This window comes from Paenibacillus sp. FSL H3-0333, from assembly GCF_038002805.1.
In the GTDB taxonomy this organism is placed as follows: Bacteria; Bacillota; Bacilli; order Paenibacillales; family Paenibacillaceae; genus Paenibacillus_AQ; species Paenibacillus_AQ silagei.
Map to the genome: position 1 here is coordinate 1 of NZ_JBBODG010000001.1, position 21,114 is coordinate 21,114.

Here is a 21,114-nt window from a genome sequence, read left to right on the forward strand (position 1 = left end):
TTGGTGTTGGCTCTACCGTCGGTGTTGGTGTTGGCTCTGCCGTTGGCGTTGGTGTCGGCTCCACCGTCGGCGTTGGTGTCGGTTCTACCGTCGGTGTTGGTGTCGGTACCGCCGTTGGCGTTGGTGTCGGTTCTACCGTCGGTGTTGGTGTTGGCTCTGCCGTCGGTGTTGGTGTCGGTTCTACCGTCGGTGTTGCTGTCGGTTCTACCGTCGGTGTTGGTGTTGGCTCTGCCGTTGGTGTTGGTGTCGGCTCTGCTGTTGGCGTTGGTGTCGGTTCTACCGTCGGTGTTGGTGTCGGCTCTACCGTCGGTGTTGGTGTCGGTACCGCCGTTGGCGTTGGTGTCGGTTCTACCGTCGGTGTTGGTGTCGGCTCTGCCGTTGGTGTTGGTGTCGGTTCTACCGTTGGCGTTGGTGTCGGTACCGCCGTTGGCGTTGGTGTCGGTTCTGCTGTCGGCGTTGGTGTCGGTTCTGCCGTTGGTGTTGGTGTCGGCTCTGCCGTTGGTGTTGGTGTCGGCTCTGCCGTTGGCGTTGGTGTCGGTCCCGCTGTTGGCGTCGGTGTCGGTACTGCCGTTGGCGTTGGTGTCGGTACTGCTGTTGGCGTTGGTGTCGGTACCGCTGTTGGCGTTGGTGTTGGCTCTGCTGTCGGCGTCGGTGTCGGTACTGCCGTTGGCGTTGGTGTCGGTACCGCTGTTGGCGTTGGTGTCGGTACTGCCGTTGGTGTTGGCGTCGGCACCGCTGTTGGTGTCGCTGTTGGCTTCACCGTTGGCGTTGGTGTTGGCTTCACGGTCGGCGTTGGTGTCGGCTTCACGGTCGGCGTTGGTGTTGGCTTCACGGTCGGCGTTGGTGTTGGCTTCACAGTCGGTGTTGGCTTTGGAGTTGGAGTGCACACAGGTGTAGGTGACGGTTTTATGGTCGGTGTTGGCTTCACAGTTGGAGTCGGCGTTACCGTCGGTGTTGGCTTCACTGTAGGTGTAGGCGTTACCGTCGGTGTTGGCTTCACTGTAGGTGTAGGCGTTACCGTCGGTGTTGGTTTCACTGTAGGTGTAGGCGTTACCGTCGGTGTCGGCTTCACTGTAGGTGTTGGTGTTACCGTTGGTGTTGGTGTAGCCGTCGGTGTCGGTGATGGACTAGGTGTCGGCGTTGCGGTAGGCGTCGGACTCGGCGGCGGCCCCTCTCCCTCGTACATTCCAAGATGCATCTCAACCCCGCCGCTAAAAGATTTTGCAATCAGAGTCCCGTACAGCTCTGCTCCGGCATAATGAACATCCGCTCTAGGTGCGAGGATCGTCCCGAAGAATGAGGTATAAGCGATATTCACCTCAGAAGCTTCGTAAAAGTTGAACAATACCTGACTGGCTCTGCCGTTATTCATTGAAAAGCTCGGCACATTGACTGTAGACCCGCTTATATTAATAATCAGCGTAGCGTTCTGGGCAATGTTGAATTCGATATAGTTGGTCTTCGCCAGTGTCGAGGCATCCAAATGAACTACATTGAAACGATCCGGTGCACTGATCTTGAGCTGTCCATAATTGTTATTGCCGATCTCAATCGTGTCAGCCAAGGCCCCATACTCTGTGGATCGGGAGATCAGAATCTCCTGCTCGGCTGCAAAATCAATCGGGCTGGCATTTTTCTTCCCGCCTTTGATGTTGACACCAGGCTCATTGGCTGTAAAGCTATCCCCAAATACCACATTTCCATAGATCTCTCCACTGCCTGAATGTACAAAATTCTTACCGGCCACAAGTACATCCGTCGGCGAAGCATCCCTGTATGCCCTAGCTACTCCGTAACCTCCGGAGAGGGTAATGTTCCCCGCCGCTGCCAGGCGGCCTTCAATCTGATCATTGGCTTGTTTAAAGTCCCCGAGGATAAAAGCATTAAAATTCCCTGCGACCCCCAAAACCGGTGTTGGCGTATACGGCACCCCTGAAGCTGCTCTAACATCCGTCCCCCAAGTAAAAGCACTGGATACGGTCAATAGGCCCGCCATAATGATGGCGGCTGTTTTACGTACTCCTTTTTTCAATAGTCCACACCTCCTAGTTACTATTCTATGAATCTGTCACGCGACTATAACAACAAAAAGACCGCCACGAAGGGTTAGCTTCACGGCGGCCGGACGACCCTAGCCTCAACTTTAGAGACAGTAGATTCCTGACTTTGCGTCCCGCTCTTTCGATACGGTTTGCGTTTGTACATGATTTCGGTATGCAATTGAGATTTGCTTATGTAAGATCATTGTTGAGTCTATGACATTTGTTACTTTTGTACTAATTTCAGTTTATCCGCTCCCCCACCCTGTTGTCAATCCGTTCCCAGTATATTTTTTGAAATTATTTTTGCGACGGTTGCTCATTGATCCCTTGTACCATAAGGGTTCGGGGGCGAGTCTCTTTTTTAGCTATTCACGAAAAAAGTCGAGAAATCAGAGGATTGGCTGTAGCCGTTTATCTCTCTTTACTATAATAATATCAATTGATATTATTAAATTTTGATGCATTTGTCCTATTTTATTGCCTTCAGGCCCCTCCTACTCATTGTCTGCTCCTGTTCAATGCAATTTTACCTATTTACAGGCACCTCAACTCGAAAAAAAGTGCCGCCCATAGGGACGACACCTGCTAATAGACTTCATATATTTTGAATAAAATGTCGCCTAGGCAGACCCGAACAGCTGAACCCAGCCAATCATCGATACCCAGAGCGGAACACTTAGAATGATCCCGAATACCAAACCACGGCGGAGGCTTCCTTCATGACTCATTGCCATTCTCCTTTGAGCTGATTTATTTTTCAATCTTTAATATTTCAATTTTAATATAAAATAATTCATCTTATTTTTTTGTGAAATATATCACATTATTTGAGTTAATTTATAAAACCCATTGATTATTTTTTGAAGGATGAGTTACAATGCGAATATACGTTCTCTTCGAGGGGTTGAGAAGGATGCAAAGAGCAGAGAGCCAGGACAACCTGCTGGTCAAATCCTATATTTTGCTGCCGCTTATTCTATCCGCCTTCGAGCGCGATGCTTCTGCTATAGCCTCAGAGCTGCGCACGCCTGCGCCTTATCTGGAGGTAATCCAGTCGGCCGCTCATGCCGCTTCTGCCGATCTGCGGGAGGTCCGTGCCGGAATGCGCGCCCGTGGTCTGAAGGTCTATGAGCAGCAGCGGCTGGAGACGGGTATTGAAGCCAAATTTGTCTGCAGGGGCTATCACGAACGGATGCTGCTGCTGGATGATGTGATTGCCGCCCAGGCCACTCTGCATATGCGCAGATATCTGGGTATGGAGAAGATGGAGCAGCGATAACAAAGAAGCCTGCCGCAAGCGGCAGACTTCTGCATGAAATGATCACCCGGATGCGGCTACATTAACAACGTCCAATACCCCAATGTGCCGCATATCACCACCACAGCTACCGGGTACAGGATTCTCCGGCTTACCTGATCCCTGAACGCAAGAAACAAACAAAGCATACAAAGCCATGCAATTAGAAGGCTTCCCATCTATTATGCATACGCTCCTTCCCGGCATTTCTGCCCCTCTCCAGCGGTAGACCGCCTCAGAGCACAACTCTCCTTATATATAGGAAGATTTCCCGCCGAATATCCCAATTATACCAGCTGACAGCCAATCTGGAGCAATTTTTCTTCACATTGCCGTCAAGAAATTCACAATTCCTCTTCCACAACAGGATATTCCCAGAAACCCAGACGTCCCTTAGCAGGTATGGGATGTACCAGCGGAACAACCTCCTCCAGCATCCAGGCATACCTTCCTTCGGCATAATTGCCGAATACGTATTCATTGCCGCCCGGCCAGCCTTGCTGCGCAAGCTCAGGCGTCACCTCACAGCAATCCGCAATGCGGCTGACTGCAATGATCTTGCCGGTTGGCAGGTTGTCCGCAGTGTAACCGTAACGTGCCAGCAACGACTGATACGGCTCCATCCGGCAGATCGCCTTATTCACCTGCATCCCGGCATGAATGGCTAACTCTCCCCGGTGGGCGGTCCGCCAGGTCCGGGTTTCGATTTGTTTCTCTCCCAGCGCAATTAACGTGGCCCACGGCTGGCGTATGGTCAGGCATTTCATAATGTAGCTTGCCTCCTCTGATGAACACCTTTTTACTCAGAATTACTATGGCCTTCTATGGGAAACATTAATAGCTAAGAAGGGGGACTGACGAACTATGGGTAACGGATTAGATCAAGGGTACGGGGTATTAAAATGCAAATTATCCAATGAGGATAATGTCTATAAGCTAGGTTACAAAAACAATCATATTCAGGTGCTGGTTGACGTTGAAGACGATGACCACAAAAAGTATAGATTGGCCATCAACATCCGATCAAGCAATAAAGCCGAGCATTTACCGGAAGACACTGCCAATCAGGTGCTGTATTATGTGGGCGAAGATTTCAAAGCGGAAGAAACGGCCCGTTGGCTCGCGCTTGAATCCGGCTTCACGAAGATCACCAGGCATAACCGGAGCCTTGCCCTTGATTATATCAGGGGAAACCTGGTGATTCCCAGTAAGATGGTAGCTCTGCCTAATACGAACCGGAATGAACCCGAAAACAGCGATCCCCGCAACAATCTTTATGATAAAATCACCTCTTATCTCAAGGAGGCACAGGAACAGGATGCAACCCTGTACGTATTCGGCGAGCCTTGGGGACCCGAAGAGGATAAGTCCGATAAGTACTTCGGCTTCTCCCCTGGGCAGGGCGTCCATAATATTCATATGAACCAAGGCAATGCGGGCGGGTACGCCAGAGAAAATGGCACGTGGCAAGACGGCGGAGTGCTTATTCATTTCGAGAATGAACACAGATGGGTGGCTATCTTCCTGGCCTTCCAATCCCAATCCTGGTGTACTAACGGCCAGGGAGATGCCACCAAGCCGGTTAGTGAATGCGGTCATAATCACGCTTAAGGCCAAGAACAAAATCACCCTGCGGGTGAATGAGATTACCTGCGCGCAAACACAATGTATGCTGTTTTCCACATACATTCGGGCCGTGTGCCTGCTTGCAAGCACAATGTATGCTGTTTTTCACATACATCGGGCCATGCGCCTACTTGCGAGCATAATGTATGCTGTTTTCCACATACATTCGGGCCGTGTGACTACTTGCGAGCACAATGTATGCTGTTTTTCACATACATTTAGTCCATATGCCGCTGTACCAGCCAATTGTATACGGGTTCATTCACTTTACACTCACCTTTTCCACAGCAGCAGGATACTATAGTTTCCTATACAATAAAAAAACGCGGTCCCCAGAACCGGAAGGCCGCGTCAAGCTTAATTCATTAAAATGCTGGTGAAGGGAATTGAACCCCCGGCCTACGCATTACGAGTGCGTTGCTCTACCCCTGAGCTACACCAGCTTACAGACGTTTGCGTCTGCCAAGCAAAAAATATTATAACTCTTCCAGCGGAAAACGCAAGCCCTTTTTCAGTAGTGCGTATGATAATTACATTTTGTTAAAACAAAAAGAAGCGCCTTAAAAGGCGCTTCCATTAAATAAGAAGAGAGCTTTCGCAGTCCCCTTAAATCGTGATACCTTAGAGAGCTTTCGCAGTCTTAGATATCATTTATATTAGTATTCGTCGACTTGCTTTAATTATACATGTCTTTTTGTACAAAGAAGAGCTTTCGCAATTCTTATGAGGTAGAGAATGCAGGGAGAGCTTACGCTATCACCACAAGAAATATTTTAACTCAAACAATTATCCATGTCAATGTACATTATGGAATTATTTTCAAGCCAAACCGTTCTTTTTTGTTACAGCCTCCATCGTATGCTTGATTTTCAATCATATCAAGTAAACCATATGTCCTAAGTGGTTTCCCGGAAAGCTTTCTATTCCACGTGTTTGGTAATAAGTCTGCAATTTGCAATCCTATTATGTTATCAGGTTTATAGCCGAAATTTATTGTACTCAGCCTTTTTTGTACAGTTTTATTACTGTAAAAAAGAGTTCCTTGAGCCATAAGATAATGGAAATGATATTGTAATTGTTGATCTTTTTGATCTGGATCAGCATTAGTTGATTCTAAATAAATTGAACCTTTACCATCGTTCATTTCAAGATAGTGAACAAAATTCTCCATAATTATTTGAAGAGCAATGAAATACTTATCACGTCCATTAGTATATAAGCTTTGGCAATCCTTCTCATGAATGCTGACTCCAAACACTGGGAGATTATAATGCTTGAACATCCTAGTAATATCACCCCAGAAATTTTCAAGCACATCATTATCTTGAAAGACCCTAAATGGGGTGGCGGATTTATGTCTATTGATATCCATTTCGTGAATTATGACTTTTTCATCCCCAAAGTACTTATTCTTTATTGAATTGACATAAGGGATAATATCCATTTCATATTCGCTTTCTCCAATTGCAAATCCCATTAAGCTAAAATGATCAAAATGACCACCTGTGAGAATTTCATCTAAATAAAGCGTATATCTCTTCATTATTTTTATGGACACCCCTTAGATATATCCGATACCCTACCCCTGATATGCATCGGCTTAAACACTACTGCATCAGCCCCAGCCCGCGGAAATAATCCAGCGCGAGCTTAGCGCTTTCGAGGGAAGATACCTCATAGGCCTCCTGCTCTACAATATAATAGAAAATTCCGCTCTGCTCCGCTATCTCGAAGACGCTCCGGAAATCGACTTCTCCCTTCCCGAGATCGGTCTCCTCATGGTCTGCTCCGAAGTCCTTAATGTGAACCAGCGGAACACGGCCGGCGTACCGTGACACATAATCAACGGGCCGGGCTCCACCCCTGTATACCCATCCCAGATCAAACTCAGCCAGCATATGCTCGGCAGGAATCTGCTCCAGCCAGATATCGATGACCGCCTTGCCGTCAACCTCTTTGAATTCATAATCATGGTTGTGGTAGCCGTACTGCATCCCCGCCGCCCGGACCATCGCGGAAGCCTTCTCCAGGAATGGAATGATTCTCGTTACATCCTCTATGGAAGGATTCGGCGGAAGCGGTGCCGACGGGGTGATTATATATTGCAGTCCGAGCTCTACCGCGTATTCAATCTCTTTGGCTAAGGCCTGTTCCATCTTATCCAGACTGCTGAAGTCCAGGCCTACATGCGCCGAAGGGGCCGCCAGGCCAAGTTCATCCAGCTTACGGCGCAGTTCCCCTGCAGATACACCGAAATAACCGGCGAATTCCACTGCCTGGTACCCCATCTCTGCCACCTTGGCCAGTGTGCCGAGGAAATCGCGTTCCGTCTGGTCACGCAGTGTATACATTTGAATTCCGATCTGCTGAGCTACTTCTGCCATGAATAATCCGCTCCTTATTATCATTTCTGATTAGATACTGTATTCCCGCTACTCTCCCTGTAGCTTGCGCTCCACGGATTCCAGCTTGCTGCGACTGGTCGAGATCTTGTCGCGCCGGTCATCGATCTTGAGCGAGGTTGAGACTCTCTGCGCCCCGGCGGTGAACGGCGACTCGTGCAGCGCTTCTACCGCAGCCAGAATCCGCGCTACCGGCCCCTCAATAATCGTACCCATAGAAGTTAGCTCGTAGGTAATGCCCTCCACCGTCTCCAGCACGCGCTGCATCTCGGCCACATAGCTGCTGAGACTGGTGCTGCCTGTCCCAATCGGAATAACGGTCACTTCGCCAATTGCCATTGTGAACTGCCTCCTAATGATCTGATGTGCCTGCCTCTAACTTATCCTCTTATTGTAACGCTTCGCCAGGCTTGCTACAAATCACCTGCACCCTCTCTATTCTATTAATATCCGTCAAAATGATTACCAGGATTAGACGCACTCTATTTATGGATTCTTTGTGGCGTATTTTCGGAGATTTTATGAAAAATTCAAGGGCGATTCATAGGAAAGTTGTGGATTACCTGTGGACTAACTGTGGATCAGCTGTGAGTAAAAGCGCCGAACCCGCTCCCCGTGCGGGATTGCAAAAAAACATTTACAAACACAATATATTGCGGTAGCTTTAATAGATAACAACAAAATATAGTAGAAACGGGCGTTTCGCCCCTTGTAATAGAGGTGCGACTTAATAGGGAAGTGCGGTGCAAAACCGCTGCGGTCCCGCCACTGTAACCGGATGCTCCCAGGGCGCGATGCCCAGGGCCGCATTCTCCGGCTAATTGCCACTAAGGGGCGGAATAAGCCCCCCGGGAAGGCGCCGGAGGAGTTGCCGGAAGCCAGGAGACCTGCCTGTTTCGGTGGCACCGCTTAGACTCCTGCGAGGAACAGGGAAGGTGTCCGTATGCGGCCTGCAACAGCAGAGTTAGCCTTCCGTCAATCGGGCCAGAGGCTGCCGATACCTGAGGACGATCGGGGATTATTTTCAGGTATCGGCTCTGTGGAATATACAAGAACGGGCGTAAGCTATTTGCCCCTTGTCTGCTCGTATATTCCACCCAGACCACAGGCAAATTTCCGCTTCCCGGATCTTTGCATCCTGCATTCGGGCATTTCCGGCCTTCCCGGCCGGAGGTGCTTTTTTAACGCTTACAATACCCGAGAGGAGAGAGTTATATAATGACGCTGCTGGAGAAACGTTATAACGAAGGACAAGCTGCACAGGAGGATCTTTTGGAAGAGGTCATTCATTTGGGACGGGATATTATCGACAGCCGGGATCTGGATCTGCTGCGCGAGAACGCCAACCTGAACGGGGAGAGCTTCTCCGGCAAAATGAGCAAGTTCGGCAGTGAATACTCCAAATGGTACGCCCGCAACTTCACCATGCCGCCACAGCTGGTACAGGCTACCCTGGATAATGTCGTCTATGTACATGACCTTGATCAATACGCCATTGGAACCACCAACTGCATCTTCATCCCGTTCGAACGGCTTCTCCGTGAAGGCTTCAACACCGGCAACGGCAGCGTACGGCCTCCCAACTCGATTATGACGGCGATGTCGCTGGTGGCGATTATTTTCCAGTCGCAGCAGAATGCGCAGTACGGCGGCGTATCCGCCAACAAGCTGGATTATGATCTGGCCCCTTATGTGACCAAATCCTTCTCCAAGCTCTTCCGCAAAGGTCTGGAGTATTTCGAGGAGAATGCAGAGGTGTCTGAGCTTGGGGAGATTACGATGAGCCGCAGCGATCTGGCTGAGCAGTATCCGCGCGCCTTCCGTTTTGCCCTGAAGGAGACGCAAAGTGAGACCCTGCAGGCCGCAGAGAGTATGGTACATAACCTGAATACGATGTCCAGCCGCTCCGGCGGCCAGATTCCTTTTACCAGCATCAACTACGGCACCTGTACCTCCCCGGAGGGACAGCTTGTGATCAGCTCGCTGCTGACGGCTACGATGAACGGACTGGGCAGCGGGGAGACGCCGGTGTTCCCGATTCAGATCTTCAAATGCAAGCAAGGTATCAACCAGCAGCCGGGGGACCCCAACTATGAGCTGTTCCTGAAGGCAGCGGAGTGCTCGGCGCGCAGATTGTATCCGAACTTCGCCAATCTGGACGCTCCGCTGAACATGCAGTATTACGATCCGGCTGACCCGGATACCGAGTTCGCTACGATGGGCTGCCGGACCCGTGTGCTCGGCGACCGCTTCGGACGCAACCACTGCTCCGGCAAAGGCAACCTGTCCTTCAACACGCTCAACCTGGTGCGTCTTGGACTGGCCCACGGCACGATAACCGGCCGACGCCTCGCTGCTGATGAAGAAGGGTTCTTCGACGACCTGAATCACTATATGGATATTGCGCTGGACGGCCTGCTACACCGCTTCCGTATCCAGGCTTCCCAGAAGGCCAAAGCCTCCGATTTCATGATGCGTGAAGGCGTCTGGGAAGGCGGCGAGCAGCTTGCACCTGATGACAGTGTGGGCGAACTGCTGAAGCACGGCAGTCTGTCGCTAGGCTTCATTGGAATGGCAGAATGCATGAAGGCCATGTACGGCAAGCACCACGGCGAAGATATGGAGATTCACGCCAAGGCTGTAGCCATCGTCCGCCACATGCGTGAATATTGCGACCGCAAGAGCGAGGAGCTTAACCTCAACATCACCTTGTTCGCAACACCGGCCGAAGGTCTCTCCGGCAAGTTCACCAAGATCGACCGCAAGGTGCTCGGTTCTATCCCTGGGGTAACCGACCGTGAATACTATACGAACTCGTTCCACATTCCGGTCTACCATGAACTGAGCGCAGCCAAGAAGATCAGCCTGGAAGCCCCGTTCCATGAATATTGCAACGCCGGAGCGATCTCCTATGTCGAGCTGAACGGCAATGCCCGGAGCAACCCTGCAGCCTTCGTCAAAATCATTAAATATGCGCTGGAGCAGGATATCAGCTACTTCAGCATTAACCATCCGATTGACCGCTGCTCCGGCTGCGGCTATGAAGGGGTCATCGGCACGAATTGCCCGACCTGCAATGCCCATGAGGATACCACCCATATCCGCCGTCTGCGCCGGGTTACCGGGTATCTGACCGGTGACTATCAGACCCGCTTCAATGCCGCCAAGCAAGCCGAAGTCCGGGACCGTGTTAAGCATCTATGAACATCTGCGGCTATTACCCGGAGTCGATCAATGAAGGGGAAGGCCTGCGGGCCGTCCTCTTCATCAGCGGCTGCCGCCACCGCTGCCCGGGCTGCTTCAACCCGAAGACCTGGAACTTTAACTACGGGGAGGCTTTTACCCCGGAGCGCCGGCGGGAGATCATAGAAGAGATTGCAGGCAATCCGCTGCTGGACGGCTTGACGCTGGCGGGCGGGGATCCTTTTTTCTCGGCTGAGGAGGCTGCAGACTTCATTCACGAGCTGCGCGCCGAACTGCCGGACTTCCCAATCTGGATCTATACCGGTTATACGTACGAGGAGCTTACGGCTTCCCCCGGTTCAGCGGAATGGAACCTGCTGGCCTTGTGCCAGGTCGTGATCGACGGACGGTTCGTCGAAGCGCTCAAAGACCTTACCCTCTCTTACCGGGGAAGCAGCAACCAGCGGATCATTGATATTCCTGTGAGTCTGGCGGGAGATAGGGTTATTCTGTGGGAGCCGGAGCTGAGCTTTCAAGGGGTATAAAAATAACAAAGGCACTAAACTCCCGCTACCGGGTGGTTTAGTGCCTTTTATTGGTTCGGACCGGGTACGACTTATTGCCCTGCCTTGCGCCCCGCCTTATGCTCCGTCTCTTCCGCCAGCTCCTCCAGCACACTGTTCAGGCGTAAGCGCAGCTCTTCAGCCAGCTCAACTACGCCCTGGTCGTTACGCACCGCCTGCGAGTCTACGGCGTAGACGCCGCCAAGAATGTAGCGGGCACCCAGCACAGACAGTACCGGCTTCAGTGCATAGTCGATCGCCAGCAGATGAGCGAGACTTCCACCCATGAAGAGCGGGAGCACGATTTTGCCGGCCAGTCCTTTTTGCGGCACCAGATCCAGGAAGGTCTTCAGCACTCCCGTGTAAGAAGCCTTATATACCGGACTGACTACGATTACCGCATCAGCTTCCGCTACGAGCCCATTCGCCTTGACAATGGCTTCGCTCTCGAATTTGGTATGGATCAGATCCTCCGCAGGCAGCTCCGCCACATTGATCCGCTCCACTTCAAACCTGCGCTCCCGCAAGGCATTCTCTGCATACTCAATCACGGCATTGATCCGTGAGACCAGCGAGGGTGTTCCGTTAATTACGACTATTTTGGCCATTTCCGCACCTCTTCCGTCCGCATAATAGGATAAACCGGGCTGCTTCGCCGGGCATCAATACTTTAAATTAGTAATAATCCTAGCAGAGTACAAGGAATATTGTCAAACCCCTCTTATGCTTGCAAACCGCTGCCGCTCTGGTTATAATAAACGGCAAACCTATATCCCGACCAGGCCAACGACCGGCATCCAACCGCGAGGCGTCTGCGACCGGAGCAGCTTCCTGTTCCCTAAGTTTACCGGGTTTCGCCCGTTACCGCGAAGACCAAAGAGGGCCTGATTCCGCGCTGCTTAGCTGCTATACGCGAATGAGGTCAACCTGGGTGGCACCGCGAGCTGACGCTCCTCGTCCCATGGATGAGGGCGTTTTTTGCGTTTTTTTACCCACACTTAAGGAGCGGATGCAGATGTTGGATATGAACTGGATCAGGGAGAATGAGGACATTGTACGGAAGACAGCCGAGTGGAAAAGATTGAAGTTCCCCCTGGAGGAACTTCTGGAGTGGGATGACCGGCGGCGGCTGGCCCGCCGGGAGACGGAGCAGCGGCGCGCGGAGCGCAACGCGCTGACGAAGGAGGTCGAGCGCCTGCTGCGCGGGGGCGACGTTTCGGGTGGCGAGCTGGCCAAGGAGCAGGTGCGGGTGATCAACGGCCAGCTGACTCTGCTGGAGGCGGAGCTTCTGGATGCGGAGCAGCGCTGCGGCGAGCTGCTGCTGCTCGCGCCGAATCCCGTGTCGGCGGATACGCCGATCGGGCCGGATGACAGCGCGAATGTGGAGCTGCGGCGGCATGGCGCGCCGCCGGTGTTCGGCTTCCGCGCGCGGGACCATGCCCGGCTTGGAGAGCTGCACGACATCATCGACCTTCCGCGCGGCGTCAAAGCCGGAGGGCCCCGCAGCTATGTGCTGAAGGGGGCCGGGCTGCTGCTGCATCTTGCGGTGCAGCGGCTGGCCCTGGATGTGCTGATGCAGCGCGGCTTCACCGCGATGGATGTGCCCGTGATCGTCCGGCCGGAAGCGCTGGAGCGGACCGGCTTCTTCCCCGGCGGCCGGGACCAGACCTACGAGCTGACAGGCGAGAAGCGCTGGCTGGCCGGGACCTCGGAGGTGTCGCTGGTCTCGCTGTACAGCGATGAGATTTTGGAGCTGGATCAGCCGCTGCGGCTGGCCGGGATGTCGGCCTGCTTCCGCCGCGAGGTGGGCTCGGCGGGCCGCGATGTGCGCGGGCTGTACCGGGTCCACCAGTTCTCGAAGATCGAGCAGGTGGTCATGTGCAAGAATGATCCCGCAGAATCGGAGCAGATACTCCAGGAGATTCTCGGCAATGCCGAGCATATTCTTCAGCTGCTGGAGCTGCCTTACCGGGTAGTCGCCGTCTGTAGCGGAGACATGGCGATGAAGACCCATAAGCAGTATGACATCGAGACCTGGATGCCGGGCAGAGAAGCTTACGGGGAGACCCACTCGGCTTCCAATCTGCTCGACTTCCAGGCCCGCCGCTCGGGCATCCGCTACCGTGATGAAGACGGGCGGCTGCAATACTGCCATACCTTGAACAACACAGCGGTCGCCACGCCGCGCATTCTGATTCCGCTGCTGGAGAACCACCAGCAGGAGGACGGATCGATCTATATCCCGCAGGCACTACGGCCTTATATGGGCGGGGCGGAGCGGATTGAACCGGGAGTGAATCACAGCTGATATCCGGCTCTACAACGACGACTATAATTGATTTTCTATTAATAATCGATAATAGCCATTCCCCATATATTGGGGAATGGCTATTTATATAGATTTTATACTAAACATTACTACTATTTTTATGCATTTCTAATAAACTTCTCTATTATTCTTTTGAATTGGTCTCAATTTAATATATATTTATATGAAGCGACCCTTTATTTAACAATTAAATGGTAGAATAATGGGGAATGCCAATCATAGTTTTGAGAGGAGTGGGTTTAGGATCATGGTTATTTCTCACAGGATGCGAAGATGGCTGTCTGCAGGGTTATCCCTGCTAATGCTGCTTGGACTGTTAACGCCTGCTGGACAAAGTGCACAGGCAACAGCGGATAACAGTAATATTGTAATCTCACAAGTCTACGGTGGCGGCGGCAACGGCGGCGCTAAATACAAAAATGACTTCATTGAATTATACAATCCTACGGATACAGCAGTGAGTCTTGAGGGATGGAAGGTGCGTTATGCCAGTGCCACTGGTGACCTAAGTAACACATCCGACATCTCAGTATTAACAGGAACCATTGCCGCGAAGGGATACTTTCTGATCCAGCAATCGGCTGGTACCGGAGGTACGGTTGAATTGCCAGCCCCTGATTATACAGGAACATTAAAGCTTGGAGCTACCAATGGCAAAATTGACCTCGTAGATGCCTCCAATGCAAGTGTTGATATGGTTGGCTTCGGAACTGCCACTACTTATGAAGGCAGCGGAGCTACAGCCGCACTAAGCAGTACCCTTGCCGCAGTGCGCAAGACCGCAGACATTTCACCTGCAGATAACCGTGCCTTCGATACCGATAATAACTCTAAGGACTTCACCGTCCAGCCCCCTGATCCCCGCAATAGCCATTATGGTCTCAGTCAGACTGTAGCGCCGGTTATTGCCACTCCGTCTGCCAATGCCTGGCCCGCAGGCACTGAAATCTCCCTTAATACGTCAACCGTTGGCGCATCCGTGTACGCCGCAGTCTACATAGACGGCGCCGAAGCGGCATTCAAGCCATACAGCACCCCTATCCTACTGAATGCACCCACGACAATCAAAACCTATGCTGTATCCGATGCAGTCTATAGCACAGAATCGAGCTATGATTACACTCTCCTTAAACAACAGGATATTGCCTCTGTCCGCCCGGCACCTAAGGGTCAGAACGTTTGGACGGAAGGAACGGTTACACACATCGACGGCGCAAAAATGTACATTCAGGATGCCACTGCAGGCCTTGTGCTGTACGGGTACCCTGACTTCGCCAAAGCAGGAGATATTGTTAATATTCAAGGTGTTATGGATATCTACAGTAACCTCCAGGAACTTAAACCGTCCGCCGGGCTTAACTACAGTGTAGTGACTCCGGATGCCGGTATTCCTGCTCCCCAGTTAATCACCGCCGCAGAACTGACAGCAACAAGTGGTGAAGCTTATGAGGCTAAACTTGTCACACTTGAGAATGTGACGATCAAAAGTAAAGACGGTAAGAATGTCACCGCCATTCAAGCAGAGCAGCCGTTCAGAATTTACTCTGACCTGCCTCAACTGACCGCAGAAAAGCATTTTGATAGAATCACCGGTGTTATTGAACAGTTTAATGATGTCTATCAAGTCATTCCGCTGAATGCCGAGAGTCTGGTAGAAGAGCTATTCTCTGTGACCGCCAGCCCCGGCGCCGGACGAATCATTAGCGGAGGCTCTGTAACACTATCCAGTCCTACAAAAGGAGCAGCTATCTATTATACGCTCGACGGCTCAGAACCTACCGAGTCCAGTACGTTGTATACCGTTCCGGTTACGATTACTAAGGATACTATAATTAAGGCCATCGCTTCCATTCCGGGCCAGACCAGCAAAGTATTCACGTTCAGTTATACCGCTTCAGCGCCTCCGCGCATCCATGATATTCAAGGGGAATCCCATTCCTCTGAATATGCCGGCCAGACCGTTACGGATGTCGAGGGGATTGTTACCCAATATGGATATACATTTGCGAACGGCAATTATAAAGGATTTTTCATCCAGGACCCTAAGCCGGATAGCAATGACAATACCTCTGAAGGCATATTCGTATACAGCACGAATGCCAGCCTGAAGCCCGATATTGGAGATCATGTGACTGTATCGGGTATGGTGTCGGAGTACAATGAGGGCAGCAGCAAGAATCTGACCTCCACCCAAATTACACTCAGTACAATCAAGACAGTTGCCAAAAACGTAAAACTTCCAGAGCCTGTAGTTCTGGGCAAAGGCGGGCGGATCATCCCGTCCTCAGTCATCGACGATGATAAACTAACCGAATTCCAGCCCGATGAGGATGCTATGGACTTCTATGAATCGCTTGAGGGGATGCTCGTTACACTTCCGACTCCTACGATTCTCAGTCCGTATTGGACAAGCGGCGGCGGTACCTCCACCGTATATAACATTCCTACGAGAGTGGACAATACGATGGACGATGTTATTACACCGGCAGGCGGACTTGTTCTAAAAGGCGCCAAAAACCTTAATCCGCAGCGGCTGCTGATCGCCTATGGCAATCCCGGCCAAGAGGTTGGTACCGGTGATACATTCAACGGTGATGTGACCGGAGTAATCGGCTACAACAATGGAAATTTCAAGGTTATTCCGGCGAATGGTAGTCTGCCCGGCATTACACAAGGAAGCTTCACACAGGAGACCTCTACGATTGCTGTAGCTGAGGACAAGCTGCTGGTGGCTTCGTATAATATCGAGAACTATTACCCTGGCGTAGGAGCCGCGAAGATTCAGAAGCTGGCTCAGTCCATCGCTGTAAATCTCCAGAAGCCGGATATTATCAGCGTCGTTGAAATGCAGGACAGCAACGGCGAGACTGACAACGGTATCGTGGAAGCCAATGCCGCCGAGCTGATCGAAGCGATTCAGACCGCCGGAGGCCCGGCGTACCAGTATATTGATATTGCTCCATCGGATAAAGCAGACGGCGGTGCTCCCGGCGGTAACATCCGGGTTGGATTCCTCTACAATCCGGCAAGAGTCAAGCTGTCTGACAGCATCAGCGGACAGAAGGGTTCCGCTCTGCAAGCGGTCAGCTACAATGCGGCTGCGGACAAGCTCACCTACAATCCGGGAAGAATTGACCCGGCGAACGATGCCTTTAAAGAATCCCGCAAGCCGCTTGCGGCACAATTCGAGTTCAAAGGCAAGAAGGTCATTGTAATTGCCAATCACTTCAATTCCAAGTCGGGGGACAACGGCCCGTTTGAGAACGTTCAGCCACCGGTTTTGTCAAGTGAGACACAGCGTCACAAGATTGCCGCCGTCGTGAACGGCTTCGTCAAGGATGTGCTCGCAGCCAACCCGTCGGCGAATATTATTGCCATGGGCGACTTGAATGATTTCCAATTCACCAAGACCGCAGACATTCTCAAAGGCAATGAGCTGGACAATCTGATTGACAAGCTGCCGCTTAATGAACAGTACACTTATACGTATGACGGAAACTCACAGGTACTGGATCATATTTTGGCGAATAAAAATATTGCGAAATCCGCAGAAGTGGACGTTGTCCATCTTAATGCAGACTTCCCGGCATCGCGTGGACGGGCATCCGACCATGATCCGGTAGTCGCTCAGTTCGACCTATCCAACTTCGCTCTGCGTGTGCTGCACACGAATGACACGCATGGACATCTGGAGACCATTGCCAAGCGTGCTACGGCGATCAAGCAGGAACGCAATCCCTATACTCTACTGTTAGATGCAGGAGATGTGTTCTCAGGGACACTCTATTCCACTACGTTTAAAGGCATGGCGGATGTCGATTTCATGAACGATCTCGGCTATGACGCGATGACCTTCGGCAACCATGAATTTGATCAGAATAAGGATCATCCTGAATACCTGAGAAATTTCGTGGAAGCGGCAAAATTCCCGTTCGCGAGCGCAAACATTGACTTTACCTCTAAGAACAGTGAGCTTGCAGACCGGTACCACAACGATATCGTTACCATCGGCGAAGGTGACACCGCGTATAACGGGAACATCTATCCGGCTGTAATCAAAGACGTCTACGGGGAGAAGGTCGGTGTCTTCGGCCTGACCACTGAGGATACGGTCGGATTATCTTCTCCGGGGGATAAGATTAGCTTCAAGGACCATATAGAGAGCGCTAAGAACACTGTAGCGATGCTCGAAGCTAAAGGGGTTAATAAGATTATCGCGGTAACCCATCTGGGGTATACCGTAGACAAGAATCTCGCTGCAGCTGTCGACGGCATTGACATCATTGTCGGCGGTCATTCTCATACCAAGATCGACAACCCTCCTGAGCCGGTTACCAACGTTGGTACAGGTAAGCCTGTGCTGGTGGTCCAGACAGGAGAATACGGCCAAAATCTGGGTGAGCTGAATGTTGTCTTTGACAAGAACGGTGAAATTGTATCGTACAACGGAAAGCTGCTGGATGTAGCCAAATACGCTGAAGATCCGGGGGCCAAAGCCAAGCTCGCTTCTGAATACGATTCTAAGCTCTCCGCCGTTCGGGCTGAGAAGGTAGGATATTCAGACGTTGATCTCTACACGAACCGCGACATCGACGGGAAATCCGTGCGCGTGGTGCGTAAGGAAGAGACGCCGATAGGTAATATGATCGCCGACAGTATTGCGGAGAAGGTCACCGAGCTGATGCCTAACTTCGTGTCCAAGGAGGAGCTGGGTACGATCAAAGGCGTCGTGGCCATCCAGAATGGCGGAGGCATCCGTGCGGCGATTGACAAGGGCGAGATCACTATGGGAGAAGTGTTGACCACTCTTCCGTTCAATAACAGCCTGGTCGCCCTGAAGGTTACCGGCGCAGAGATCATCTCTTCTCTGGAGAACGCAGTCAGCGGCCTCGAAACCGACCAGGGACGTTTCGCCCATGTCTCGGGGATGAAATACACGTATGATTCGACTAAAAAACCAGAGATTGTGAGTTCATTGACTGGTCAGGTGACCCAGACCGGGGAACGCATCATCTCCGTTGAGATCAAGCAGGCGGACGGATCTTACCAGCCAATTGATCCGGCAGGCTATTATATTCTGTCCACGAACTCCTTCATGGCTGGCGGCGGGGACTTCTACCGCGCACTGGCTTCAGCCAAGGCGGATGGACGTTATTATGAACTGGGTCTTCCCGACTTCGAAGTCCTGCTGGCCTATCTGAAGAAGCATAATCCGGTAACTTCAAGCGTTGAAGGACGGATCACCGATCTCAAGGGTGCCGTTCCAAACCCAAGTCCGACTGTAACGCCTACTCCGGCTCCAACCACGGCACCGGAAGGCGGAAGCCCAGGGGGCACCGGAGGAGTGACTCCTACGGCAACGCCATCAGTAACCTCTACTCCAAGCGCGGCAGCACCGCAGGTTACCACGCTTACAGCAGCAGAGCTTACAGCGAAGCTGGCCGCACTGCCAGCCGGTTCTAGTGAGCTGATCATCCCGCTTACAGCGTCGGCAGGAGGCGCACAGGTTGTCCTGCCAGGCAGTGTGCTGGTTCAGCAGGCGGCTGCCCGCCCTAATACCGTGCTTACCTTCACCTCATCAGGCGGAGCCTCCTACTCCCTGCCGCTGAGCGTTGTGAACGGATCAGCACTGGCTGCAAGACTTGGCACCGGGGAGTTCACGGTCACTGTCTCGCTGCTTCAGGCCGGAGCTGCTGCACTTGACGGTCTGAACAAGGCCATTGCCGCACAGGGCAATGCGGTCACATTAGCCGGCCCAGTCATTGAATTCAGTGCCACTGCCCAGGCAGGCACTACCAGCGTTCCGCTGAACAGCTTCGGCAGTACCTATGTGAAGCGGACCCTTACCGCCACTGGCGCACTGAATGCCTCGGAGGCAACCGGGGTCACCTATGACCCGGCCACGGGCAAGCTTTCCTTCGTGCCTTCTGTCTTCGCAAGCCCGGCAGACGGACATACAGAGGTAACGATCAAGCGCAACAGCAACAGCTATTACACTGTGGTGAAGTCGTCCAAGACCTTCGGCGATACTACCGGACACTGGGCACAATCGGCCATTGAGCTGCTGGCCTCGAAGCTGGTGATTACCGGCACCAGCAATACCGCCTTCTCACCTGCGCAGTCTATTACACGGGCAGAGTTCGCAGCCTTGATCACCCGCTCGCTGGGGCTTGCACCGGCAGCAACAGGAACGTCCTTCAGTGATGTCCGTGCTGGTGCATGGTACACGGATGCTGTACAGACAGCCGCTGCCGCAGGTCTAATTACCGGATATACCGATGGCAGCTTCAAGCCGGGCAGTCCGATTACCCGGCAGGAGATGGCAGCCGTCCTGTCCAAAGCTATGAAATACACCGGCAAGACCCTGACGGCCGATTCGGCTGTACTGGCTAAATTCCGCGATGCCTCAAGCATCCCGGCCTGGTCCAGAGCAGCGGTAGCAGAGATCGCCTCAGCAGGCATCATCCAGGGTACCCCTGATGGTGCGTTCGCTCCGGCGAAGCTGGCTACCCGTGCGGAAGCGGCTACGATGCTGGAGAAGACCTTGAAGTCACTGCAATTCATTAACTAACGCACGCACGCTACAGCGTTATACGAGGTTTAAATCAGTAAAGGCGGTTCCCAAGGCGCATGATGCGCTGCGGGAACCGCCTTTTTTGAATAATAAGATTTGCCAAACCATAAAAGTTCGTTTATGATAAAACAAATATAAGTTCTATGTTTATAGAACAATTATCTCTACTACACCAGAAAGCAGGAATTCCTTATGGATTATAAAGTCACTGTGGACTTCGCGCCTGTCTATGAATGCATTACCAGCCTGAACGCCTTTATCGGCAAGCAAAATCATACGGCTATGGATGCCGGGACCTCCTGGGTCCGCCAGGTCCAGACGCAGTTCGCCCCTGTCATGCTCCAGCGCATGAAGGAAGTGCTGAAGCTCACCGATAATTTCAGTCTCTCCCCCTACATCTGGAGCTGTCCCGGAGAGCGTACGCCGGAGGCATTCCTGCATTGGTTCGAAGAATTGTCTCCGGGGGAGCTCTACGACATTGCCGGGCGGTTCGGGCAGAGTGTGCCTGCGAATCTAGCCGGGCTGCGGGATGCTGCGGCTGAAGTGATCCGGGTGTGGAATGACAGCTATTTCAGCAGCATAGATCCGGCCATTATGGAAGGGCTGCGGCAGGAGGCCGAAGCACGGGCAGCGATGCTGGACGGCACGAATGATATGGCCATCTACGAGGCAGCTACTGAAGGGATGCGGCTCTATCCGTCTAAGACGCTGAAGCAGGTTATTATCACTCCGCAGTATCATGCCCGTCCGCTGGTCATCTCCTCTCAATATGATGAGTTTGTGTTCACCAGCTACTCTTGTGATGCGCTTCCCCCCGGAGAAGGACGGCCCGCTGCCGCGCTGCTGCGGCTTACCCGGGCGTTATCGGATGAGACCCGGTTGTTCATTCTCCGGCAGCTTACCGGCAGCCAGATGAATTTCACGGAGATTGTGAAGGCGGTCCAGCTGTCCAAAAGCACGATTCACTACCACCTGATCGCGCTGCGCGCAGCAGGTCTGGTCATCGTTCACACCAGCGGCAAAAGTGTCTCCTACAGCCTGCGGCTGGAGGCGCTGGAAGATCTGCCTGGGCAAATTGAGGATTACCTGAAGGGGTGA

The 21,114-nt window shown here is 52.3% G+C and carries 13 protein-coding genes, 1 tRNA gene and 2 riboswitches; of the genes, 7 read left to right on the forward strand and 7 right to left on the reverse strand.

Annotated elements, in window-relative coordinates:
- Positions 1-2,032, reverse strand: a 2,032-nt coding sequence (locus MHH78_RS00005) for a choice-of-anchor A family protein (protein ID WP_341166232.1), incomplete at its 3' end; no start/stop codon positions are given.
- An 81-nt stretch (positions 2,033-2,113) separates the two neighbouring features.
- A riboswitch (cyclic di-GMP riboswitch) is annotated at positions 2,114-2,206 on the reverse strand.
- Between the two features lie 749 nt (positions 2,207-2,955).
- On the opposite strand from MHH78_RS00005, the gene MHH78_RS00010 reads away from it, so the two are divergent.
- On the forward strand, positions 2,956-3,321 hold the full coding sequence (locus MHH78_RS00010; RefSeq protein WP_341166233.1) for a hypothetical protein: 366 nt from the start codon (positions 2,956-2,958) through the stop codon (positions 3,319-3,321).
- 362 nt (positions 3,322-3,683) lie between these two features.
- Here the strand turns inward: MHH78_RS00010 and MHH78_RS00015 are convergent, their stop codons facing one another.
- Positions 3,684-4,106, reverse strand: a complete 423-nt coding sequence (locus MHH78_RS00015) for an ASCH domain-containing protein (protein WP_341166234.1) — start codon at positions 4,104-4,106, stop codon at positions 3,684-3,686.
- 97 nt (positions 4,107-4,203) lie between these two features.
- On the opposite strand from MHH78_RS00015, the gene MHH78_RS00020 reads away from it, so the two are divergent.
- Positions 4,204-4,950, forward strand: coding sequence for a YukJ family protein (locus tag MHH78_RS00020; protein WP_341166235.1), 747 nt, complete (start codon positions 4,204-4,206; stop codon positions 4,948-4,950).
- 386 nt (positions 4,951-5,336) lie between these two features.
- On the opposite strand, the gene MHH78_RS00025 is transcribed toward MHH78_RS00020, so the two are convergent.
- The 4 genes from MHH78_RS00025 to MHH78_RS00040 form a co-directional block, all read right to left on the reverse strand.
- A tRNA-Thr gene (locus tag MHH78_RS00025) sits at positions 5,337-5,408 on the reverse strand.
- A 362-nt stretch (positions 5,409-5,770) separates the two neighbouring features.
- Positions 5,771-6,508, reverse strand: a complete 738-nt coding sequence (locus MHH78_RS00030) for a DUF3800 domain-containing protein (protein ID WP_341166236.1) — start codon at positions 6,506-6,508, stop codon at positions 5,771-5,773.
- A gap of 64 nt (positions 6,509-6,572) precedes the next feature.
- The gene (locus MHH78_RS00035; protein ID WP_341166237.1) at positions 6,573-7,349 is read right to left on the reverse strand and encodes a sugar phosphate isomerase/epimerase family protein; all 777 of its coding nucleotides are present in this window, start codon (positions 7,347-7,349) and stop codon (positions 6,573-6,575) included.
- Between the two features lie 48 nt (positions 7,350-7,397).
- The gene (locus MHH78_RS00040; protein WP_340956464.1) at positions 7,398-7,706 is read right to left on the reverse strand and encodes an MTH1187 family thiamine-binding protein; all 309 of its coding nucleotides are present in this window, start codon (positions 7,704-7,706) and stop codon (positions 7,398-7,400) included.
- Between the two features lie 339 nt (positions 7,707-8,045).
- A riboswitch (cobalamin riboswitch) is annotated at positions 8,046-8,276 on the forward strand.
- 309 nt (positions 8,277-8,585) lie between these two features.
- On the opposite strand from MHH78_RS00040, the gene MHH78_RS00045 reads away from it, so the two are divergent.
- Together MHH78_RS00045 and nrdG are read left to right on the forward strand one after the other, a co-directional pair.
- Positions 8,586-10,571 carry an anaerobic ribonucleoside triphosphate reductase gene (locus MHH78_RS00045; RefSeq protein ID WP_036732668.1) on the forward strand — a complete coding sequence of 662 codons (1,986 nt, stop codon included), beginning with the start codon at positions 8,586-8,588 and terminating at the stop codon, positions 10,569-10,571.
- Positions 10,568-11,095, forward strand: coding sequence for an anaerobic ribonucleoside-triphosphate reductase activating protein (nrdG, locus tag MHH78_RS00050; RefSeq protein ID WP_341166238.1), 528 nt, complete (start codon positions 10,568-10,570; stop codon positions 11,093-11,095). Before MHH78_RS00045 ends, nrdG begins: the two co-directional genes overlap by 4 nt.
- A gap of 71 nt (positions 11,096-11,166) precedes the next feature.
- Here nrdG and ssuE read toward each other — a convergent pair whose 3' ends face one another.
- Positions 11,167-11,721: an NADPH-dependent FMN reductase gene (ssuE, locus tag MHH78_RS00055; RefSeq protein WP_341166239.1), complete on the reverse strand. Its 555-nt coding sequence runs from the start codon at positions 11,719-11,721 to the stop codon at positions 11,167-11,169.
- A gap of 407 nt (positions 11,722-12,128) precedes the next feature.
- Between ssuE and serS the strand changes: the two genes are divergently transcribed.
- The 3 genes from serS to MHH78_RS00070 all read left to right on the forward strand — a co-directional run bounded on the left by serS (position 12,129) and on the right by MHH78_RS00070 (position 21,114).
- On the forward strand, positions 12,129-13,421 hold the full coding sequence (gene serS, locus MHH78_RS00060; protein ID WP_341166240.1) for a serine--tRNA ligase: 1,293 nt from the start codon (positions 12,129-12,131) through the stop codon (positions 13,419-13,421).
- Positions 13,422-13,689: 268 nt separating this feature from the next.
- Positions 13,690-20,013, forward strand: coding sequence for an S-layer homology domain-containing protein (locus MHH78_RS00065; RefSeq protein ID WP_341166241.1), 6,324 nt, complete (start codon positions 13,690-13,692; stop codon positions 20,011-20,013).
- Positions 20,014-20,208: 195 nt separating this feature from the next.
- Positions 20,209-21,114, forward strand: coding sequence for an ArsR/SmtB family transcription factor (locus MHH78_RS00070; RefSeq protein WP_341166242.1), 906 nt, complete (start codon positions 20,209-20,211; stop codon positions 21,112-21,114).

Excerpts from the sequence above, each read along its gene's own strand:
- MHH78_RS00010 (WP_341166233.1), top strand. The coding sequence starts at position 2,956 with ATGCAAAGAGCAGAGAGCCAGGACAACCTGCTGGTCAAATCCTATATT.
- MHH78_RS00015 (WP_341166234.1), bottom strand. The coding sequence starts at position 4,106 with ATGAAATGCCTGACCATACGCCAGCCGTGGGCCACGTTAATTGCGCTG.
- MHH78_RS00020 (WP_341166235.1), top strand. The coding sequence starts at position 4,204 with ATGGGTAACGGATTAGATCAAGGGTACGGGGTATTAAAATGCAAATTA.
- MHH78_RS00030 (WP_341166236.1), bottom strand. The coding sequence starts at position 6,508 with ATGAAGAGATATACGCTTTATTTAGATGAAATTCTCACAGGTGGTCAT.
- MHH78_RS00035 (WP_341166237.1), bottom strand. The coding sequence starts at position 7,349 with ATGGCAGAAGTAGCTCAGCAGATCGGAATTCAAATGTATACACTGCGT.
- MHH78_RS00040 (WP_340956464.1), bottom strand. The coding sequence starts at position 7,706 with ATGGCAATTGGCGAAGTGACCGTTATTCCGATTGGGACAGGCAGCACC.
- MHH78_RS00045 (WP_036732668.1), top strand. The coding sequence starts at position 8,586 with ATGACGCTGCTGGAGAAACGTTATAACGAAGGACAAGCTGCACAGGAG.
- nrdG (WP_341166238.1), top strand. The coding sequence starts at position 10,568 with ATGAACATCTGCGGCTATTACCCGGAGTCGATCAATGAAGGGGAAGGC.
- ssuE (WP_341166239.1), bottom strand. The coding sequence starts at position 11,721 with ATGGCCAAAATAGTCGTAATTAACGGAACACCCTCGCTGGTCTCACGG.
- serS (WP_341166240.1), top strand. The coding sequence starts at position 12,129 with ATGTTGGATATGAACTGGATCAGGGAGAATGAGGACATTGTACGGAAG.
- MHH78_RS00065 (WP_341166241.1), top strand. The coding sequence starts at position 13,690 with ATGGTTATTTCTCACAGGATGCGAAGATGGCTGTCTGCAGGGTTATCC.
- MHH78_RS00070 (WP_341166242.1), top strand. The coding sequence starts at position 20,209 with ATGGATTATAAAGTCACTGTGGACTTCGCGCCTGTCTATGAATGCATT.